Raw genomic sequence first — 20291 nt, forward strand, 5'->3', positions numbered from 1 at the left:
CCCCTAGTTATATCCAGTCTAATTCATAATCGTCTCATATTAAGAATGATTGAGAGGTAATAATTATGAATCACAATATTACATCACGAACATTAGTTGTTTTAGCTAACTCAGTTAAACATCATCAATGTTGCGTAGCAGGAAAATGTTTAGACACTAAAGAGTGGATACGTCCTGTTGCCAATGCACACGGTGCAGAGCTTACGCAACAACAGGCAAGCGTAACGAACCCTTATGGTGTTTACCAAGTAAAGCCACTGCAAAAGGTTAAGATGGGTTTTGAGCAAGCTGTGCCTCTCAAAAATCAGCCGGAAAATTATTTGATCAATAATGTACGGTGGACACAACAATATAAAATTTCTCCGGCTGATCTACATCAGTTTTTAGATACACCTGCTTCTTTATGGGGCGTAGGGGATCGAGTGGACTATCAAGCCATTGTGCGCGGCCAGATAACCATAGGTAACTCTTTACAGTTAATTAAAGTGGAAGATCTATTGCTATACATTGATGACTATGAAAGGCGCAGAGCATCATTTTCATACAATGGTATTGAATATAATTTGGCAGTAACGGATCCAAGTTTTAATCGTTACGTCAATGATCAAAGTGACCTCATTGGCATTTTGTGCATTAGCCTTGGTGAAGAGTTTCATGGTAATTGCTACAAACTTGTAGCCGCAATTTATTAGGAGATTAGAGTGAATATTTATACTATCGGCTTTACTAAAAAAGGGGCAGAGCGCTTTTTTACACTATTGAAGCGAAACGGTGTCAAAACCTTGATTGATGTTCGCTTAAACAATGCATCACAACTAGCAGGCTTTGCTAAGAAAAATGACCTTGCCTACTTTTTAAAGGAACTGTGCAATATAGATTATATTCATATGCCTAAACTGTCACCTTCAGAAGAAATCCTTAAAGGTTATAAAGCAAAAACGTTATCTTGGGCAGAATATGAGATAAGATTTAATGCTTTACTACAGCAAAGAAAAGCGGAAACGTTGCTGAGTGATGATACTCTATCAGACGCTTGTTTTTTGTGCAGTGAACATGAGGCGGATCAGTGTCATCGACGTTTAGTTGCCGAATACATTGCAAATCACTCCCCGACAGACGTAAAAATTAAGCACCTAAAATAATGAATAAGTTACTGGTTTTATACCCGAAAGAATTTAACTGCTTTTCTAAACTAAAGCGCAAGCTCGATAGAATCATATCTAATATGGATGATGTTGGATTGCTTACTACTCAAGACGGTCATGAACTATTAAGGCGCTACGCTAACAGCATCAACGCTACCTTTGAGAACCATAATGCTCCATTAGATACGTTAAATTTTACACATGCTGTTGTTTTTGATGACGGTGAAGCGTTTACGCGAGAATTGGAGCAGATCACAGTACAAAGCATACCTATTCGTGTCATTAAAATTGCAGTTACACGAGTGATCAATATAAAGAACGAGATAGATTATGCCGATAAAAAAAGTACAGCAGATTACGAGTACATTGGTAGAGGCTCCTATTGGGGCAATCCTCACTCCATGTATGAGACGATGGAAGACAGTGATGAAGACCCAAGAGAAGCTGTCATTAGAATGTACAAATACGACTTTGATTACGATAAATTCTTAAACATCGATAAAACTAGGGTATTTGAATTGGCAGGTAAACGACTCGGTTGTTTCTGCAAACCACAGTTATGCCATGGTGATGTGCTCGCTGATTATCTCAATCAATGGGATGATGGGAAATAGTTACTTTATTCTAACCTAAGTTTTGTGCAAACAAGGCGAAAACCTTTATTCGCACTTGAACTGGAAAGGTTTAACGTGGCCACAAGTCGTTCATCTGGGCGCTTGATTTTTGTTTCATCTCACTATCGTTTCTTATCAGTCCCAGAGCGAGTAAAAGCGTTTTTTATCAAATACGTAGAAAGTTTAATTTGTTCATAAGCTTATAAAAGGTACGCGGATGCCCAGTTAAAGATATTCTATCTATATACCAAATATGAACATATCTATTTGATGGGGTTGTTATCCACAAAGTTGAATAAAGCTTCTAATTGGTAACGAAATTTAAAGAGTACGATATCCCGCCGTACTGTTTGTGATGATGCGATATTGAAGAATAAGAGATGGAAAAGATGTTGAAAGAATTACTGTGCAGTGAAATGAATGTGACTCGAGCCTTTGATAGTGCAATTAATGAGTGCTTTGGTTCGGGGCATACGTGTTTTCCGGGGGAAATTCGACAGGCAAAAGCCAATAGAAAACAGTTCATTAAACAGGTTCAAAAACAACTGTCACACCTTGAACAATATCAGCCCCAATATGGCTTTTACTATACGATGCCGAAAACGGACTTAGTGGACAGACAATTGGTTCACTTGCCACTGCAAGAGTTGGTGATGTTTCATTGCTTCTTGCAAGTGATAGGGGACCGATTGGATAGTCAGTTACAGGAAAATTGTTTTGCCAATCGCATTGAACGAGACCTATCATTAAACATATTGGGTGAAGACTTTGCGCAGAAGGCATGGCCTAATTATTGTGCATGGCAACAAGATCAAGGTGAGAAACACTCTTTGATGATCAAAACGGATCTCTCTAGTTTTTTTGATAATGTCAATATAGATATTCTTATCAATAAGTTAGCTGTAAAGACCAGCACTAGTAAGAGCAGTCCGTTTTTTGAGTATTTTAGAAAATTGCTGACGAATCCTGCTCACCATTATGCTATTAGCAAACCCCAAGTTAATTCTCTTTACTTTAGGGTTCAGGGCCTCATCACAGGTCCTAAGTGCATGGGGGTTCTTGCAAATTATTACCTGATGGATATCGATAATTTAATGTCGCAATTCCCAGATGTGGAATATGGTCGTTATGTTGATGATATTAAGTTATTTAGTAATGATAAAGCGGCTTTAATCGAGTCTTATAAGCAACTACAAAACTCTTTGTATCAATTGGGTTTGAGTATTAACAACTCTAAAACGAAGCTGATTAATAATAATGAAGAAGTGCTTAGTGTACTCAAAGAAGAGTTGATTTCAGTCAATCACTATGGCGCTGAAGAGACTACCGAAAGAACGATTGCGACTCACACACAAGAAGCAATGGAAATGGATATTGATGAGAGTTTTGAGGATCGTGATAACTCTTATGATCTAGATAATGGCATTAATTCAGTTTCTGATGCGAAGAAGTATTGCTTCTATCTTAGCAATCTTGACCTTAAAGAGTGGGACGTGAAACACCTGACCCATTTAGCTCTTATTTTTAAGTGTTACCCTTCATCACTCAAACACGCATGTTGGCTTATGGTACTAGCTTGGACAAAGGGAACGGGAAAAATTCAAGACATTGCGTTTAAGTTTATATCCAAGGATTTGTGGTTAGATGATTCGATACATCAATACGGTAAATCGAGAATTTTGCATCATTTAGTTAAAGAGAGACGCAATGGGTTTAGTTATTTGCAAAGCAATCAAGCTGAGTTAAAAGAAACTAATTTTGTTGATGCATTGGTCGATATTATGGTTTCTCAACGACAAGACATTACACTACTTCGTTGTTACGCTATTGAGGCATATAGCCAAATGAAACCAGACGTCAGTCAGCCTGATATTCTCAAAGCATTCCGTACGGAAAATACCCAACTCAATAGTTCAGAGAGTCACGTATTAGAACTAGTATTCTCCAATGACGAGGTGTTTGAATTATGAAAAATGTGCTCGTAGCGGTGACAGGCGCTAGCCCCCAAGTGTTGACTGAAACAATTTATGCATTGGACCAACAGGGTAAGCCTCTACCAGAAGAAGTGTTTGTCATTACGACGAAAACATCCGAGCAAACCCTAGTGAATGGCTTGTTTAAAGACGGCTATTGGCAGAAGCTTTTAGATGAATATGAGTTAGGTAATATTTCATTTAGCCAGTCAAATATCTGGTGTATTGCGGATGATAATGGGACGTTGGTTGATGATGCTAAGTCGGAAGAAGACCAATCCATTATGGCTAATTACATTACTCGTAAGGTAGCCGAGCTAACGGCCCAAGAAGACATTGCCATTCATGCCTCTATTGCTGGTGGGCGTAAAACAATGGCGTTTTATATGGGCTACGCCATGTCTTTATATGGTCGAGAGCAAGACGTATTAAGCCATGTTTTTGTGAATGATGAATTTGAATTTGTTAGAGATTTTTTCTTTCCCACAAAAGATGATAATTGGATTTCTGGGAAAAATGGCCAAGGTAAGCTCAATACCAAACTTGCCAACGTTACATTGGCTGAAATCCCGTTTGTACGTATGCGCAAACAATTTGAATCCAAATTATTAGAACAAATTGAAGAGCAAACATTCTCAAAAACTGTCGCTATCATGAATAATGCAGCAACAGAGAAAGTCGAGGTAAGAGTTAATACTAAGAACCGATCTATTTCAGTATTAGGGATAGACATTAAAGTTTCAGCAAAGTTATTGGCATTGTACCTGCTGATTTTAAAGCAACCACATCGCACAATAAAAACGGGCTCTAGATTTGTTAAGGAAGTAGACTACAGTAAGCAATATTTACATGAGTTCTATGCTATGAAGGGTGATGCGCGAGTATATAGCACGTTCGGCCTGGAAGATGTGATTGATTGGCAGCAAGGTAACTTAGGAAACCTGAAAGCGATGCAAGCAAAATTTGTGCAAGAGGTACTTAGTCAGTTTCATTCAAAGCTTTGCAAGAATTTACCAGCGGAAGCATTGGATAAAATCAAAGTCCATTCAGATGGCGCTAAAGGTGGGGCTACTTACCATATTGATAGTGCGTTAGATGTCACTGTTGAAGGGGCTCTAAGTATTATCTGATACTACTCAACCGCATGTGTAGTAGCTCAGACTTGGTGTGACAGCTACCTATTTTTGATGGTGTCTGTCAGTTTAAATTTGAGCTAAATTCTTTTCGGCCCGAACCCGTTTCCCGTCAAGTAATGTTTCAAGTGCTGAGAATGATACCATCGGTAGCAACTTTGTCTTCGATTGCTTTATGTCACATCTTGAGGTTTTCCGAGTCGATTCTTAGCTAAATTGAACGAACACCACTACCAGATGCAAACACGCCATTTTACATAATTCATTGCTTATACAAACATTTGCTAATGTAATCTCTTTCATCATAAAGAAAATTTAAGCTATTTGCAGTGACAGAAGTCTTCACTGCAGCTATCTTCGCGTTATCATAGCTAAACCTGCAATAGGCAGAGCCGCAAGTAGACCAAAACTCATCACAGCCCCGAGCCATGCTGCCCAATGCATGATGAAGCTCTCAATATGTGTCATATAAAGCACACCTGCTAACATCAAAAAATAGACGAGACACCCAACATAAAGAGATCCTTTGAGTGCCCCCTTAATGTCGGTGGAAGAAGGTAACATGTGCAATGTGATACTTGCTAGAGCAAATAAAACCACCAGATCAATGATTGTCGCTTGCTGAATGAGTGAATAAATTGCAGTGGGGTAATTGATTATTGATTGATGTTGTATGGTGTGAGTCAATTGATTTATAAAGCTTAAATTAGATGATAGAGCTAGGCATAGGGATCCCAGTATCAAAGGGGCAACAGAAACCAATACATGTCCTACAGCACCAAAAATTGAATTTGGCCTGGTAAATGCCACATAACCCATGGTTGGGTTAGTTCTAGTTGGCATTTGAAAAAGACGTACCTCAGTAACGTGAAACCCACAGACTTTAGCCATTAAATAGTGGCTCAGTTCGTGAACCGTTACACCAATCAATCCTGTACAAAAGATGATAGGCGTTTTTAAGCGACTTGCTTGTATAAGGTAATGGATTAGGTAAATACCTAACGAAGATAGAATAAACGTCATTTGGGATCACTAGTGTGCATGTTGTGTGAAACTTTAACACAATGTTCATAATAGGGGGTAGGGTGGGATTATTGCTTTTGTATGGGGTCACCATAACTAGCGAGCGGTGTGAAATGCTGTAATTCAATACGAAATACTTGAATCACAAATCGATGCACCTCGACATGGCTCAGGGAGTGTCGAGAGTGCGATAAAGATACAAGAGTACAGTAAGGCGTGCATAGATGGAGAAATGAAGGCACCTAGATATTATAAGCCATTTCCAATTTGTGCAGACCACAACAGATTCCGTGTAACTGCAAACACACAGTAAATTCGTTTTCGAATAGAATCATAAAGCGCTTTAGATCTTATCTAATAGCTGCTTGATTGATATCAACAACTACAAATCCCACCTTTATTTGACAGTCATTGTGTACTTATAATACACTGCAGCTGTCAAATAAAGGTGGCTATATGAAAGAGTACACGATGCAGCAGTTGTCCGAGTTAACGGATCTGCCAGTTAGAACCATCAGGTTTTACATACAAAAGGGACTTGTTGATAGGCCTATTGGCGAACGAAAAGGTGCGAAATATAACGAAGACCATGTTGCGCAGTGTTTAAAAATTAAGAAGTGGACGGCGGCGGGGTTATCCCTTGATAAAGTAGCGCAAGCCCTTGTTGAACCACCATTAGAACTCCCTACACCACCAAAGAAAACCGGTGATGTATCGATGAAAACATGCATACATCTCGCAGAGGGAGTTGAGTTAATAATCGATTCGGATATCGCACAGTTGTCAGCCAGTGACATTAGAAGCTTGGCAAATACCATTATCAGTCAGTTGGGAAATAAATAATGAATGTAACGACTTCTTCTCCTTTGCAAGGTGCTTCAATTTTAGTTGATGTCAATCTGCCGTGTGCGTCAACGCGTTTAACTCAAACTTTTATTAATGACAGTGATAGTGTCATTGAAGCGGTGTATCAATTTCCTGTTCCTCGTAATGCAGTGCTTGGTAATGTAAATGTTGTGATTGCAGGTAAAGCATATAAAGGTCAAGTTTTAGCAAAACATAGAGCAGAACAATCCTACGAGCAGGGAGTCTCAGAAGGCAAGCGCGCCGTGCTTATTTCTGATGTTGGTGATGGTCTTTATGAAGTTAATCTGGGAAATCTTGGTTGTAATGAGAGTGCTGAAATAGAGCTCTACATACATCAAATGCTGACTTTTGATAATGCTCAAGCGAAATACTATTTACCTACAGTGATTGCCCCTAAGTACGGCAGTAGCCAGTTAAGCGTTGAACACCAACCAAAGAGCAATGCATTGGTTGAGTATGCGTTTACAGGCCAAATTAATATGCCAAGAGGCTCGAAGCTGATTTCAGGCTCTCATAAATTAGATATTCAAAATGAAGTTGGATTTTTTTGCGGATTCCTAGATCAAGATATTAGCTTTAGTTTTGATGCCGCTTCAATGACAAGTTCAGCTATTAGTGTCGAGCATGATGGTGGCTATTCGCTGATGGGCTGTGTTGCAGCTCCGAATGTTTCTGTCGATTCTTCTGCCGAACGCGCCGTTCAGCTATTGGTTGACTGCTCTGGTTCTATGGGGGGAGTGTCAATGGACCATTTAAAAAATGGTCTTGAAGAAGCTCTCTTAGATATACCTTTAAGTCGTAAACTCAACATTATTAAGTATGGCTCTTGTCATGAAAGCTTGTTCAATGAGCCTCGCGAGTTTAACGGAATATTCAAAGAGACTATTGAGCAATGTGTTACAGGGCTACAAGCAAATATGGGGGGTACTGAAATCTACAGCGCTTTGGAAACGGCGTTGTCTCAGGTTGCCAAATCTGGAATGCCCTCTGACATAATACTAATAACCGACGGTCAAGTATGGGAACAAGACAATAGGCTTGAAAAGCTGTTCGCTCAAGCTCAACAATTAGGTGTACGTATATTTTGTATAGGGGTGGGGTATGCTATCTCTGAGAGTATTTTACAAAAAATGTCACAGAGAACCGATGGCACTCTCAGTCTAGTTAATCCTCATGAGAATATGGCGAATGCTATTTGTGATGTAATGGCCAAGTCTCAATTTGGTGGAATGCAAATAGACGTTAATATAGCCGCCGATCACACCGCTTTTGTCGAACACACGAAGTTTATCTACGGTCGTCAGATGGTGCCATTTTTTGCAAGAAGTTTATGTCAACCTTATACGGTCAATGTCAGTATGGGGAATCGAACTGAGCAAATTAAGGTACTTGCTGCTACCGATCCCAGCGTGAAAGCTGTAAAGCAATTGGTCGCGAACCGCTATATTCAGAATTTAGAAGAATTAGAAGCGACTCAATATGCTGTATTGCAAGGGATAGTAACCCAACATACCAGTTATGTTATGGTAAGCGCTGAAGTGGTAGAAAATGCAGATGGAATGCCAGAACTGCATCAGGTATCGCAGATGCAAAAAAGAAGCTCGCCAATTAATAATAAAATACAAACATGTGCCAGTATGTTATATATGAAAGCACAATTGTGTGATGATTTTAGACACCGAGACGTCGAAGTTGACTGTGAAATTTCAATGTCAATGAGCTGTGAGCCCATTATCGAATATGATTTTGATTTGAAGGAAATAGAACAATACTTAGACAGAAGACATCCGAATGCGATGCCTGTAAAATCTGTGTTATTGGTGTCGTTCCTAACTTCAAAAGGATTTGATGTAGAGGCAGTGCACAGCGATCTAGATGAGGCGCAGTATTGTGCCACATTCTTGCTGGAACTTGCAGACAAGGAAAGCTTTGTTTTCTCGACAAGGGTACAAGCACTGCTTGAGTCTATAAGGCAATCAGCCGTCGTTTAAGCCAAAAAAGTGTCAAGAGCATGGCTCTTGGCACTTTTTGTTTGCCAAATTCATTGGGTGTGCAAGGGGATCTTGTAATAGATGATGGTTACAATGGCAAGGAATAACCACGCAGACACTTCCCTGTATTTAGCGGATTTCTCAAAGTGAAAAGTAGACGAGTTATAGCGGTGAGATCGAAAATAGTTAAATGTATTGTTGGTATCATCTTGTGCTTGTTACTACCAGCTTTGATTGGTGCAGATATGTGGCTTACATTACTCATATCTCTCATCTTGTATTGCATTAAGTTCTGGTTAACGGGGAGAGCACTTACTTTTGTTCGTGCAGGAAGTGTTTATTTCGTTTGGGTATTAATGCTGACAGAGTACTCTGCGAAAGCGGAAGAACTTCATTGCCGAGTAGCCGATGTTTTTAATTATTCTCATTTAGAAAAAGAGTGCAGTAATAAAAAGCCCTATGTCTTAGAGCAAAATAAACCCATTTTCACCTCTCTTGAGCAGTACGCGGTACACACTCTGAACTATTCCATGGCTTTTATAGGTTATATTGCCGGATATAAAGAGGTCGCGTTTGAAACCGCGATGCTCAGTTGGCTTTCATCTGATATTGGACCAAAGTCTAGTAATAGACAAAGAGTTCAACAATGTGATTTGGCTAATGCTCATTATACCCACACGATCAATTCGTTAGGTTCTGCCGATTTCTTTTTAAGTGCATCATATTTACGTAAAGCCATTGCTAACGTAGATAAAAATTCTAGGGTGGAAATTCAAGGAATTACAGCAAAAGAGGCAAGAGGAGGGGTTAACAATGACGTATATTCCCACTTTCTTAAATACAATAATCTGCGAGTTCCGCTAGCACTCTACGTCAATTCCGACACTATGGTGATAGAACGAAAAATCGATGAGACCGATGTTATTTGGCAAGGACCTATTCTATATCCTTCAAAATCTGCCTTTAAGATACCTTCCCAAGCCTTTGGCCTCTCTCCATTGAGTAAGATTTTTCCTATACCCGAATATATCCCCTTATATGAAAGTGTCTTTTGCGGTATGCAAATGGACGGCGCAATGACCCCATATATTCAATTGTGGAAGGCTAGCATCAATCCTGCGGATGAACGCCTTTCGCACAAGGCAGTTGAGGATTCTGAACGTACTTGGTTTTCGAATATAATGCTACTGATACTAAAGTGGGTTTAAGCTCTGAGAAGTGATAGGAGTAAATTGATCTTTGTGTAACTAGAGTAAAGTAGCAATGGATAAACAGCAGCGTAAACAAAGTAGAATTGCCTAAAGGACTCTATTCAACCTGGGAACCCACAACAAAATGCGTATATCGAAAGATTTAATCGAACCGTAAGGTTTAGCTTGGTGAGTAAGTACCTGTTCGACAGCTTAGAAGAGGTTCAAGATCAAGCAACTCAGTGGCTATGGTTCTACAATCACCAGCGTCCACATTTAGCTAATGGAGGGTACCCACCACTACAAGTTGCAGCATAGATTCTACGATTGAATGCAATTATTAATGGGAGGATTACCTGGTAACGTCAGTTATAGAGCAATTCACTCAGGGTATTGCTCGCTCTCTTCCCCAAAAGCTGAAATGTTTTAAGGATGTGCTACTGCAAGATGGCAGATCTTTCCGTGTTCATGATGGGGTGGGAGATGTTTTTCCAAGTCGTTTCAAGCGAACTCCGGCCGCTATTGAGTGCCATATGACGATGTCATTATCTGATTTATCACCAAAAACCATGACAATAACAGCGGACACCGCTTCGGAAAGGGCATATTTACCTAAAGTAGAAACGCTCAATAATAAACTGTTGTTGGCTGACGCTGGTTATGTGGACTTCGACTATTTTGATCGGATTCACCAGCATGGTGGCTCTTTCCTTGTTCGTGGGACAAAGTCACTGAACCTAATCATTATAGAAGCCCGAAATAGTAACGGTCGGCTCCTTCCCAAACTCGTTGGGAAAAAGCTAAAAGAGATCTGTCGTAAAACTAATCGTTCCAGCGCCTTAGACTGAATAGTACGCAGAGGAAAGCAAGAGTTCCGCATTGTAAGGCGTTGGTTTAAAGAAGAAAAACGCTATTGTATCTGGCTAACGAATTTATCAAGAGAGGCATATACAGCCGCTGATATCATGGCAATTTATCGTTGTCGCTGGCAAGTCGAGTTGCTATTTAAAGAGCTGAAATCTGATACAAATTGGCGACGTTTTGCAACGGCTCAAAAGTGTATTGTCGAAGGGTTGGTATGGGCAAGCCTTCTTGCATTGATACTCAGACGGGGAATAGCCCTTAGAAGTAAGGCTAATATAGCAGTGTATAAAGCGGCGAAAAATGTCGACGTATGGCTACTTCCGATCCTGACAGATTATGCACAACAAGCTTCGTCAGAAATAGAAGAACACTTAGAATGGGCGCTTCGATATATAACGAAGAATGCGACTAAATCTCAGCAGAGAAAGTCTAAGAAAGACAGGACCTTAGATGGAGTTTATGAAAACCTCAATGCTTAAGGTCCAGTCTATGAGTAATTTCTAGTTATAATTATCTATGAAATAGAAGTAGACAAGACTGGTAAATTAACTTTGAGTTAGAGTGATAAACTCGAAGTTAATCTGCCAAAAATTAGGGAAATAAGTTGCTCTCAAAAAGCGCAGATGCAAGGCATACAGAGTCAAGATGCAAGAGTCATTTGCTAGGTCCATAAGTACTGCTAACGCCTCACGCTACTTGATGGAGAGGATCGTTATATTAATAAGGTATCCTTTTCTACACAGATGATCTCTATATGATGTGCATTAGTAAACACTTATGTAAGTGTAGAGTCAAAAATGGAAGGTGACATGCTCTATTTTATATAGTGACATTCACCCCCTTTAATATGTGTTATTTGATTAGATGGATATAATCAATATTATATTTTTTTGACCAGTCATCTGAACCTTTTAATTTTATACGATAGTACATATCAAAATCCTCGTTAAAAAAGAAACGCATGGCATCAATTGATGAGTATGGCCCCCTAGTAACTTTTGGTTGCTCAAGTGTGATATAAAAATCTTGCCCTTTCAGATCACTTGATGGGTACGTTAATTTAAATTTAAAATCTCTTTTTGGAGTGCGAAGAATAATACTCCCATCAGATTTGAATATTACCTCTCTAAACAAGTTCCCTCTCGTCTTATAAATGATTTTTTTGGGATCAGATAATAAAGTACCTACATCAGAAATAGGAGTAGCAAATAAAAGTTTATTATTTGTAATTTTTGAATTTACAGATAACCTATATGAACCTTTATATTCTGGCGATTGATATTTTTTATATAAATTAATGTCTAATGAATTTACACGCTTACCTTTTTCTGAAATACAATCAGGAAATTTAGTGTTTATGTTAAAGCCATGCTTTGTTTTGGTTAAAAAATCAGATAAAGAACTTTGTTCATCTAAGCTGCATTCAATTTTGTCATTTGGTAATTGTATTGATACCATGAACTTATATTCATCAAAATCATCCTTACCATAAAAAAAGACGATTTTGTTGTTCTTACTATCGATTGATATATAGCCTCCGGATTCGCCGATCACAATATTTGCTTTTTTATTCTTATTAAAATAATCCTTTCTTATTGAAACTTCGTTAGTATGGACTAATGAGGAACGCTGGATATTAACCGGTTTATTAACTGTCGGTGTGATTGGATTTTTTTTTATCTGATACTTAAAATCAATATCACATTTATCTTTTATTAGACTAAATAGGTTGTTTGTATTGGTATTGTCACCATGAATAAAAGATAAAAAGGAATGCATAGTATCCACCATGCAACTAATAGGTGTACCTTTGTTGAAGTTCAATGCATATGGGGCAAGTGCGAGTGAACCCATAAAAAATAAGGCAAATATGAGGATTTTATTCTTTTTCATTAATTATCCGAACTGTTGTTTTTATAAATTAACATTAATGGTAACATAGATTGCATGCGTTATTTTTGAAAACTAAGGTTTCGAAAGTGATAACGAAAGGCAATCGGCTAGTGAACGTATATGAGATAACATATCCATACAAAATATTTATGGATGAGTCATTAATGAAGATGTTTTTTTTGTTGGCTATTATTATCATGTTTAATTCAGGTGATTTATATGCAGCTAACTTATGGTTAGATCATGATGGCGTATATCCAACTATTTTAAGAATTGAAGGTGAAATAGTCCCTAGTGACTATGTGAGTTTTAAAAAAATCATTAAACAAGAACGGAAAAAAGTATTTCCATTACATGTAATTCAACTGTCTTCTCCTGGTGGAGATTTAGAAACGGCCATTAAAATCGCCTCGTATGTGTCAAAGCAATCCCCATTTACAACCATTATTGGTAGTAATGATAAGTGTGTGAGTGCATGTGCTATAATATTTTTTTCCGCAAAATATCCTATTAGTATTGATAATAATGCTGTCGGACTTCATCAGCCATATAGTGTTGTTAATGGTAAATTAGTCCCTGCAAAAAAAACTTACTGGTACAAACGTATAATTACAGTATTAACACCTAGTCAAGGTAAGGAAAATGCAAGATCTCTAGCAGATTTAATGTGGTCTATATCACCGGAAAATATTGCATGGGTGAACAAAAACGCAGGCAATGGATATTCTATAATGGATAAAAATCGCATATATTGATTATGAAAACAGTCTAACTAGCTTTTTGCTTGTTTAGGTATGCTTTATAGATATGTCATGATCCAGTTTTTTTGGAGACTTACTAAGCCGTTTTTTGTTTTTCTGGCACATCTCTTGGGGCATCGAGTTCAAAGCTACCTGAAGGATGTTTGATTGTTTTTGATGTTTTACCATTCTTGCGGTTAGGAATGGGATCGTTATCAAGACGCAGATCTAACTCAGCAGTCAGAGCAGCTTCAGTAAGTTGCTTGATAAGTTGGCCAAGTACACTGTCTTTAGCCGTAAGGCTTTTTCCAGCTTGAAGTGCTTTAAGCGCTTGGTCAAAATCAAATGGTTGGGTCATGTGTCACTCCTGTTTTGGATATTCTACTGGAAATGACACAGAACTTTGAATGCTACCCCCGAAACAATGCTAAGAAAGACAATTTAATAGCATGCAGTCTGACTAGTTTCTCCATCTTTTGTGAGCTTAATTGTGTCTGATAAGATAACATTTTCGGTTCAACTGGGATTTTTTGTTCGTAGATTCTAGTGATTAACTTAAATTTAAATGAGCTTATTATGCGTTTGGATTTGGCATCAAATACTCTGTTTTCAAGCAACGGGACAGTGGTTAAGACTTTCTCGTGTCCGTTACGAAAGAAGTGGAGTGAGTTGTCTTGGACTGCTAGCGAGCTTAGTCGGTTTTGTAGCGCTTGTGAAAAACAAGTCATCAATCTGACTTACTTTAATGAAGATCAAATCATTGCTTTATTTCAAGTAAACCCCGAAGCATGTGCTTATGTTGGCTTTCATAATGCAAAGATACAGTACCAGTTTACAAATAACAGTAATGATTACGATGAAGACGACCTCACCGGATGCATAGGTCGAAATACCGAACATTTAGTCGTGATTAATACCGCCAGAGATATGTGCGCGATTAATAGAGCAGAAAAAGAAGGTTATCAGGTGTTAATCAAGCCAACTGACTCTGAAGAGGCTCTATCATCTAAAGTGCGACTGATAAAAGAGAATGGTGTTTATTCGTACAGCGGTTATGATTGTCGATCAGTTGTGCATTTTGACAGTACAACTTCTAGTACAAAAGAGAATCTAAATACATCACCTTTTGCCGCTTACCTAATTCCTAAGAACTTACCCACCGGCACGAAAGTTTTTGTCACTGACATTATTTTCGAATATCTATTGGAATCTGAAATTTAGGGTAACCACAGAAGAAGCGAACTTGTTCTTCAACGTCATCGCTAAACGATACGAGAAAGGCAGCATTATCGTGACCAGTAACTTGCCGTTCACTCAATGGTCAAATGCGTTCGCCGACGATACGACACTGACGGCGGCATTACTGGATAGGCTTCTTCATCACTCGCACATCATACAAATCAGTGGAGAAAGCTATCGATTACGTGGATGGATCAGTTTTACTACGGCGATAACGTCGATAAGTGGGTCAATTTTAAACTGGCGTTGACACAGGCATTCGTATTTTGTAATGGAGTGGGGAATCCGTTGGATATGCGTAATGTACGAGAGCGTGTTTGGAAACCGGCCTTAGAAGCTATGGGGATGAGTTATCGACGTCCTTACGAGACACGGCACACAGCTGCTACTTTATGGCTTGCAGCTGGTGAGGCTCCGGAATGGATTGCTCGCCAAATGGGTCATACAACCACAAAAATGTTATTTGCAGTTTATAGCCGATTTGTACCAAATCTAACACGTCAAGATGGTAGCGCGTTCGAAAAGTTACTTGCAAAAAGCCGATTAGAAGGAGAGCAACTATGAGTTACTCATCTCTTGCGGTGCATTGTACCAGTCTGTGCTGCGATATCATGCAGGATGCAAATTTTCCATCACTTACACATGATGAAATTAACCGATTTTATGATGACATCTATGGTTTAGTTCGTGAGAGGACAGGGCTTTGGTCTGACAAATATGCTAATGAGCATGAGTTTATCTGCTCTGTAACCCTAGGCATTATCAAGGCCCAGCATATTTGCAAAAACTCAACTGAAGCGAGGGATCCAAGTTGGTTGCTTGCTGCGATGCAATCCCGAATCCATTCAACGTGTAAGCGTATATCTAAGACGGCTAAACGTTCCACTTAGTAACTTAGAATTAATTCTGCATAAGAAACGAATTCAATCAAATTGATCTTCATTTATGGAAGGGCTTTTTTGATTTTTATTCATCAGGACGAATAATCATGCGTCGCTCCAGAGGTGCAAGCTTATGAGTCATTTCTGGAAATACAGAGAAAATTTTGACTAGATAAATAGCAACCACTTTCGTGTCCTCCCAGATTAGTGTTGATAATTGTTCAATGAGAATCTTCGTGACAACGATATTCTAAAACAGAAATACCGAAAAATAACGTTGGTAAAAATCTCTAACTTTGCCACCAAACAAAATTAATTTGGTCACAAAAATGGTCACACGATGGTCACAACGCTCTTCTTAGCTGTGTTATTGAATTTTCATTATGAATAACTATGAATATTTATGTGTACATTAAAATGAGGGGAGTGAGGGGGACTCGAAAATATTGTGTGTAATTTTGAGAAGGCTAGAAACAAGAAAACCAAGCTAAATGCTTGGTTTTCTTGTTAAATATGGTGGATCCGGGCGAACTCGAATCGCCGACCCCCGCCATGTCAAGGCGGTACTCTAACCAACTGAGCTACGGATCCAAATTGTTCAAATTTGCATGTTAATGCAAAAGAGGATGGTGGGTCCGGGCGAATTCGAATCGCCGACCCCCGCCATGTCAAGGCGATACTCTAACCAACTGAGCTACGGACCCATCTTCTTGAACGAGACTGATGTTATCCATAAGCGGGCAAGGGTTCAAGTAGAAATCTTAGGTTTGTGAACTGTTTGCCGTTTTTATAATCGAGATGGGTGTTTTTTGATTGTTTTGACAGCAGTTTCAGGGTTGGTAGGCCAATTATTATAAGGGGAGGTTGAAGTGCACTGAGAAAAAACCTGAGATTGAAGAGGGATAGACGCACTAGGCGCGGATAAGAAAAAAATTTGTGCGAGTCTGCCATCATAACTGTGAACTTAAACGATTGAATAGGTTGAATTACTGCGGTTTTTTGCCATTGTTTTTATAGTAAAGAAGCGATGGTCTGTGTGGACGGGAGGTTGGGTGCAATCTATCGATTTGGTGAAAGTAGAAGATGTGAGGTTTTTTGTTGATTTACTGATGCAGGTGGATAGTGACGCTTACGCTGTGTTGCGGCAAGCCACTATCCCAAATGATATTCGTGGTGCACAAAGTTATGACTACTTACCGGAAAGTGCCTTAAGAAATGCTCTTGAGGTGTTGGGTGAACATTATTCCACACCGCAATTGGTGTTGATTTTTTGGCAGAGTATTCGTGACAACTATATGTCTGATTTTACAGCGCAATTGTCGCCATCTATCCCCGTGTTGGATGCGTGTCATGAGTTAACTCTGTTGGTTAAGCGGGCATCCCTTGGCGCTAAAGTGTATCCCTCTTATATTGCGGGTTCGTGGTGGTTAGTTCGTGAAAAACAAGGTCAACATGAGCTTTGGTATGAATATGGGGAAATCTTCTCGGTTTTGTTTTTGCTTGAGTTTATTCGTTCAATTACCCATTTAACTTGGAAGCCCAAGCAAATTTCATTGGTAAGCGCGACAAGTGACGCCTATCAAGGCTTACCGACTATGGATAACATTACCTTTATTACTCAAAGGTCGATGACCGGAATTAAAATCTGCGATGAGGTTATGCGGCAACAAGTGACCTCTGGCATTGTCAGGGCGTCGAAGGTGACTTTGCCAAAAGCGGTGACGTATGTACAACCTACGTTTATCGCAACCTTCAAAATGGCCATCTTTCCATATTTGTCTACGGGTAAGTTGCCCATCACTGTGGCCGCAGAGATCTTAAGAATGAATGTGCGCACTTTGCAACGGCGTTTAGCGGAACATCAATTGATTTATAAAACGTTAATTGAAGAGATGACATTTGAATTGGTCTTGGCAGCGCTCAAGGAAGAGAGATGTTCTGTAACTTGCATAGCGACACGTTTTGGCTATTCTGATGGGGCTCATTTTTCGCGCGCGTTTAAACGTCGTATGGGGATGACTCCTCGTCAATATAGGTTGAGTTAACACTATTTAGTATAAAAGGTCTCTTTCTCAATGCGTGTCACCTAATGGCAATTAGTTTTGTGGATTTTCCTTAAGATCACTTCTAAGTTATTGAATGTGAACTTCTAAAGGAAACTATGATGAAAAAAACGCTGACACTTTCAACCATCGCCATTTGTTGCTCTTTTGCATTTGCCGCTCATGCACAAACCACGATATTTAAGAATGTGGATGTGTTTAACGGCACAGAAGATAAGTTGTATGAAGATCATCATGTGTTGGTTGTGGATAATACAATCGCTCAAATATCCTCTAGTGAAATTACGGCCAAGGATGCCACCATTATCGATGGGCAAGGGAAAACCCTGATGCCGGGCTTAATTGATGGTCATGCGCACATTATGATCAACTACAATTTTAACGATATTGAGTCCAACAAAGATATCACGGACATATCCATTCATGCGGTACAAGTTGTAGAGCGTTATCTTAACGATGGCTTTACGACGGTGCGTGATATGGGTGGACCTGCATTTGGGCTTACTCGTGAAATCGAAGCGGGCAATGTGGATGGGCCGAGGCTTTATCCCTCTGGTGCGTTTATTTCACAAACCTCCGGTCATGGTGATTTTCGCGATCGAAATGATGCTGGATTTTCACCGAAAACCGCCGGCGATCTATCAAACTTTGAGCGTATGGGCATTGGTGCCGTTGCCGATGGAGTGCCAGAAGTTATGACGGCCACTCGCGTTAACCTGCGTAATGGCGCAACCCAAATTAAGATTATGGCCGGTGGCGGAGGTTCGTCACGCTTTGATCCTATTGATACCGTCCAATACTCGGTGGAGGAAACCTGCGCTATTGTTGAGGCCGCAAAAGATTGGAACACCTATGTGGCCGCTCATACCTTTAATGATCGCTCCGTTAACCGTCTATTAGATTGTGGTGTGAAAACCTTTGAGCACGGTTTCTTTATTAATGATGACACCATGAAACGCATCGCAAAAGAAGGGGGATACGTAGTGCCACAAATGTGGGGATTGTCTCCTGATTTAGCGAAAAACCCATTGATGCCGGCAGAAAAACTGCCCATGGTGGCCAAACTTCAAGAGCAGTATGGTGATTATGGTCAACGTCTGTTAAAAAATAACGTTAAGGTGGTATTTGCATCAGATTACGTGGGTGCCGATGCCGATGCCGAGCGTGCGAGACGTTATGAAATATACTGGCGCACCCAAGCATTTGGCAGCAACTTTGAAGTGCTCAAACAAATGACCTCCACCGCCGGTGAAATGCTGGCGTTGTCTGGGCCTCGCGGTACAACTCAAGGGAAATTAGGGGTGATAGAAAAAGGGGCGGTGGCTGACATTATTTTAGTAGAAGGCAACCCATTGCAAGATATGTCGGTGATTGGTGCAACCCAAAAGTGGTTTGATGCCGACCCAGAATATAAAGAAATAGAGACAATCAAACTCGTAATGAAAGACGGCAAAATTTACCGCAATACATTGTAGTTGCCCCTTTGTTGCGCTTGCAAGGGCTGTCGTTTTTCGGCTCAGTAGGCTTGCGTGTTTGATTCGCTTAATTAAGGCAGGGGAATCCCTGCCTATTTCTTTAAAGAAGGTAAATATGAAGGTTTTACAACGCATGGTGCTTGGATGCACATTATTATTCGCCATCCCTGTCACCGCTGAAGAGCTTAAACCGACTTATTGGCAAGATCTTGTACCTCAGTTAACGACGGTTGAAGACCCATTTTCAGCCCTTGATAATAATCAGCTTTATGATTTAGGTACCATTGCGCGTTTTAGAGACGCTCAAAAAATTAAAGGGTTTACCCCATCCAAGCAATCCATCGCTGAAATTGAGGCTTTGCAAGGGGGGTTAGAGAGGGCGGGGATTGATGTTACCGCGCTGTTTTTGCAGCGAGAGTTAATTACCGAGCAACGTCAAAAAATGGCGACGTTGCCGAATCAAAAGATACTCAATAAAACCCATCGTTTAGCCGGGTTTATCACGCCCATTGAAATGCAAGGCAATAAGGTGACTCAATTCTTCCTTGTGCCTACTGCGGGAGCGTGCATTCATACGCCACCGCCACAACCAAACCAAATAGTGCTAGTGGATTACCCTCAAGGTATTGAATTGGTAAGTTTACAAACACCCGTTTGGGTAGAAGGCGGCTTGTATAATCAAAATGTGACGGCGGATGTCAACTACAGTGATGGTGCAAGCAAGGTGGACGCGGTGTATCAAATGTCAGCAGAAAATGTGGAAAACTATCAAGCGAACTCAATGGAATAAAGAGATAGAGAAAGGGGTTGCTAGTAAAAATAGGCGGATTTTTAGCCTTAGATGTTATTTTATACAGAAAGTGAACACAGTAACAACAAAACCATAAATGGTGGATTTTTCTAGGCAAAAAGTCGCTTATTTTTGCAAACTGATTTGGTGTGAAAATAGGTTGCTGAAACTTAGTTTTGGTTATTGAATAGGGCTATTATGGCTCATGTACAATGATAAGGTTTTGTCACACTAAAAAAGCGTATTTGACTAAGGTGTGTGGCACAAGACAACAGCGAAGATTTCATTTTGGCCGAAAATTTACCGCGTAACATCAGCAGTAAGTTCGCCTTTTGCCTTTTTATTTATCGCTTTTACTTGTCAAAACAAAACCGCTACTCACTCTTTATTGGTCCATCTAGGACAGGTAA

The 20291-nt window shown here is 39.7% G+C and carries 16 protein-coding genes, 2 tRNA genes and 5 pseudogenes; 18 read left to right on the plus strand and 5 right to left on the minus strand.

The window, feature by feature from the left end; all coding sequences use genetic code 11:
* Positions 1-65: 65 nt before the first annotated feature.
* The 5 genes from OCU56_RS06150 to csm6 all read left to right on the plus strand — a co-directional run bounded on the left by OCU56_RS06150 (position 66) and on the right by csm6 (position 4862).
* On the plus strand, positions 66-692 hold the full coding sequence (locus tag OCU56_RS06150) for a dual OB domain-containing protein (protein WP_261874642.1): 627 nt from the start codon (positions 66-68) through the stop codon (positions 690-692).
* Positions 693-701: 9 nt separating this feature from the next.
* Positions 702-1142: a DUF488 domain-containing protein gene (locus tag OCU56_RS06155; RefSeq protein ID WP_261874643.1), complete on the plus strand. Its 441-nt coding sequence runs from the start codon at positions 702-704 to the stop codon at positions 1140-1142.
* On the plus strand, positions 1142-1759 hold the full coding sequence (locus OCU56_RS06160; protein WP_261874644.1) for a DUF4326 domain-containing protein: 618 nt from the start codon (positions 1142-1144) through the stop codon (positions 1757-1759). The genes OCU56_RS06155 and OCU56_RS06160 overlap by 1 nt, the downstream gene beginning before the upstream one ends.
* 380 nt (positions 1760-2139) lie before the next feature.
* Positions 2140-3729 carry an RNA-directed DNA polymerase gene (locus OCU56_RS06165; protein WP_261874645.1) on the plus strand — a complete coding sequence of 530 codons (1590 nt, stop codon included), beginning with the start codon at positions 2140-2142 and terminating at the stop codon, positions 3727-3729.
* A complete protein-coding gene (gene csm6 / locus OCU56_RS06170) occupies positions 3726-4862 on the plus strand; it encodes a CRISPR-associated ring nuclease Csm6 (protein WP_261874646.1) in 1137 nt (378 codons plus the stop codon). Before OCU56_RS06165 ends, csm6 begins: the two co-directional genes overlap by 4 nt.
* Positions 4863-5216: 354 nt before the next feature.
* On the opposite strand, the gene OCU56_RS06175 is transcribed toward csm6, so the two are convergent.
* Positions 5217-5888 carry a hypothetical protein gene (locus OCU56_RS06175; RefSeq protein ID WP_261874647.1) on the minus strand — a complete coding sequence of 224 codons (672 nt, stop codon included), beginning with the start codon at positions 5886-5888 and terminating at the stop codon, positions 5217-5219.
* 456 nt (positions 5889-6344) lie between these two features.
* Between OCU56_RS06175 and OCU56_RS06180 the strand changes: the two genes are divergently transcribed.
* The 5 genes and pseudogenes from OCU56_RS06180 to OCU56_RS06200 all read left to right on the plus strand — a co-directional run.
* Positions 6345-6731: a helix-turn-helix domain-containing protein gene (locus OCU56_RS06180; RefSeq protein WP_261874648.1), complete on the plus strand. Its 387-nt coding sequence runs from the start codon at positions 6345-6347 to the stop codon at positions 6729-6731.
* Positions 6731-8746: a VIT and vWA domain-containing protein gene (locus tag OCU56_RS06185; RefSeq protein ID WP_261874649.1), complete on the plus strand. Its 2016-nt coding sequence runs from the start codon at positions 6731-6733 to the stop codon at positions 8744-8746. Before OCU56_RS06180 ends, OCU56_RS06185 begins: the two co-directional genes overlap by 1 nt.
* Positions 8747-8991: 245 nt before the next feature.
* Positions 8992-9954 (plus strand): hypothetical protein, encoded by a 963-nt coding sequence (locus OCU56_RS06190; protein ID WP_261874650.1) that lies wholly within the window; start codon positions 8992-8994, stop codon positions 9952-9954.
* Between the two features lie 102 nt (positions 9955-10056).
* A pseudogene (locus OCU56_RS06195) lies at positions 10057-10254 on the plus strand (integrase core domain-containing protein); the annotation flags it as partial.
* A 38-nt stretch (positions 10255-10292) separates the two neighbouring features.
* Positions 10293-11279, plus strand: a pseudogene (locus OCU56_RS06200) (IS4 family transposase); the annotation flags it as partial.
* Positions 11280-11652: 373 nt separating this feature from the next.
* Here the strand turns inward: OCU56_RS06200 and OCU56_RS06205 are convergent.
* A complete protein-coding gene (locus tag OCU56_RS06205) occupies positions 11653-12693 on the minus strand; it encodes a hypothetical protein (RefSeq protein WP_261874651.1) in 1041 nt (346 codons plus the stop codon).
* Positions 12694-12857: 164 nt separating this feature from the next.
* Here OCU56_RS06205 and OCU56_RS06210 point away from each other — a divergent pair, with 164 nt between their 5' ends.
* The gene (locus OCU56_RS06210) at positions 12858-13448 is read left to right on the plus strand and encodes a hypothetical protein (RefSeq protein WP_261874652.1); all 591 of its coding nucleotides are present in this window, start codon (positions 12858-12860) and stop codon (positions 13446-13448) included.
* 109 nt (positions 13449-13557) lie between these two features.
* Here OCU56_RS06210 and OCU56_RS06215 read toward each other — a convergent pair.
* Positions 13558-13791 (minus strand): annotated as a pseudogene (locus OCU56_RS06215) (IS256 family transposase); the annotation flags it as partial.
* A 218-nt stretch (positions 13792-14009) separates the two neighbouring features.
* Between OCU56_RS06215 and OCU56_RS06220 the strand changes: the two are divergent.
* The 4 genes and pseudogenes from OCU56_RS06220 to OCU56_RS06235 all read left to right on the plus strand — a co-directional run bounded on the left by OCU56_RS06220 (position 14010) and on the right by OCU56_RS06235 (position 15562).
* Positions 14010-14654, plus strand: coding sequence for a hypothetical protein (locus tag OCU56_RS06220; RefSeq protein WP_261874653.1), 645 nt, complete (start codon positions 14010-14012; stop codon positions 14652-14654).
* A 10-nt stretch (positions 14655-14664) separates the two neighbouring features.
* Positions 14665-14922: pseudogene (locus OCU56_RS06225) on the plus strand (ATP-binding protein); the annotation flags it as partial.
* A 5-nt stretch (positions 14923-14927) separates the two neighbouring features.
* Positions 14928-15236: pseudogene (locus OCU56_RS06230) on the plus strand (site-specific integrase); the annotation flags it as partial.
* A complete protein-coding gene (locus OCU56_RS06235; protein ID WP_261874655.1) occupies positions 15233-15562 on the plus strand; it encodes a hypothetical protein in 330 nt (109 codons plus the stop codon). The pseudogene OCU56_RS06230 and the gene OCU56_RS06235, both read left to right, overlap by 4 nt.
* A gap of 505 nt (positions 15563-16067) precedes the next feature.
* Here OCU56_RS06235 and OCU56_RS06240 read toward each other — a convergent pair.
* Together OCU56_RS06240 and OCU56_RS06245 are read right to left on the minus strand one after the other, a co-directional pair.
* Positions 16068-16144 (minus strand) — tRNA-Val (locus OCU56_RS06240).
* 36 nt (positions 16145-16180) lie between these two features.
* Positions 16181-16257, minus strand: a tRNA-Val gene (locus tag OCU56_RS06245).
* 348 nt (positions 16258-16605) lie between these two features.
* On the opposite strand from OCU56_RS06245, the gene OCU56_RS06250 reads away from it, so the two are divergent.
* The 3 genes from OCU56_RS06250 (at position 16606) to OCU56_RS06260 (ending at position 19881) form a co-directional block, all read left to right on the plus strand.
* Positions 16606-17598 (plus strand): helix-turn-helix domain-containing protein, encoded by a 993-nt coding sequence (locus OCU56_RS06250; protein ID WP_261874656.1) that lies wholly within the window; start codon positions 16606-16608, stop codon positions 17596-17598.
* Between the two features lie 116 nt (positions 17599-17714).
* Positions 17715-19091, plus strand: a complete 1377-nt coding sequence (locus OCU56_RS06255; protein ID WP_261874657.1) for an amidohydrolase family protein — start codon at positions 17715-17717, stop codon at positions 19089-19091.
* A gap of 115 nt (positions 19092-19206) precedes the next feature.
* Complete coding sequence (locus OCU56_RS06260) at positions 19207-19881, plus strand: DUF3299 domain-containing protein (RefSeq protein WP_261874658.1); 675 nt, start codon at positions 19207-19209, stop codon at positions 19879-19881.
* The last annotated feature ends 410 nt before the right edge of the window (positions 19882-20291 follow it).

The organism is Vibrio rarus (genome assembly GCF_024347075.1).
Lineage (GTDB): Bacteria > Pseudomonadota > Gammaproteobacteria > Enterobacterales > Vibrionaceae > Vibrio > Vibrio rarus.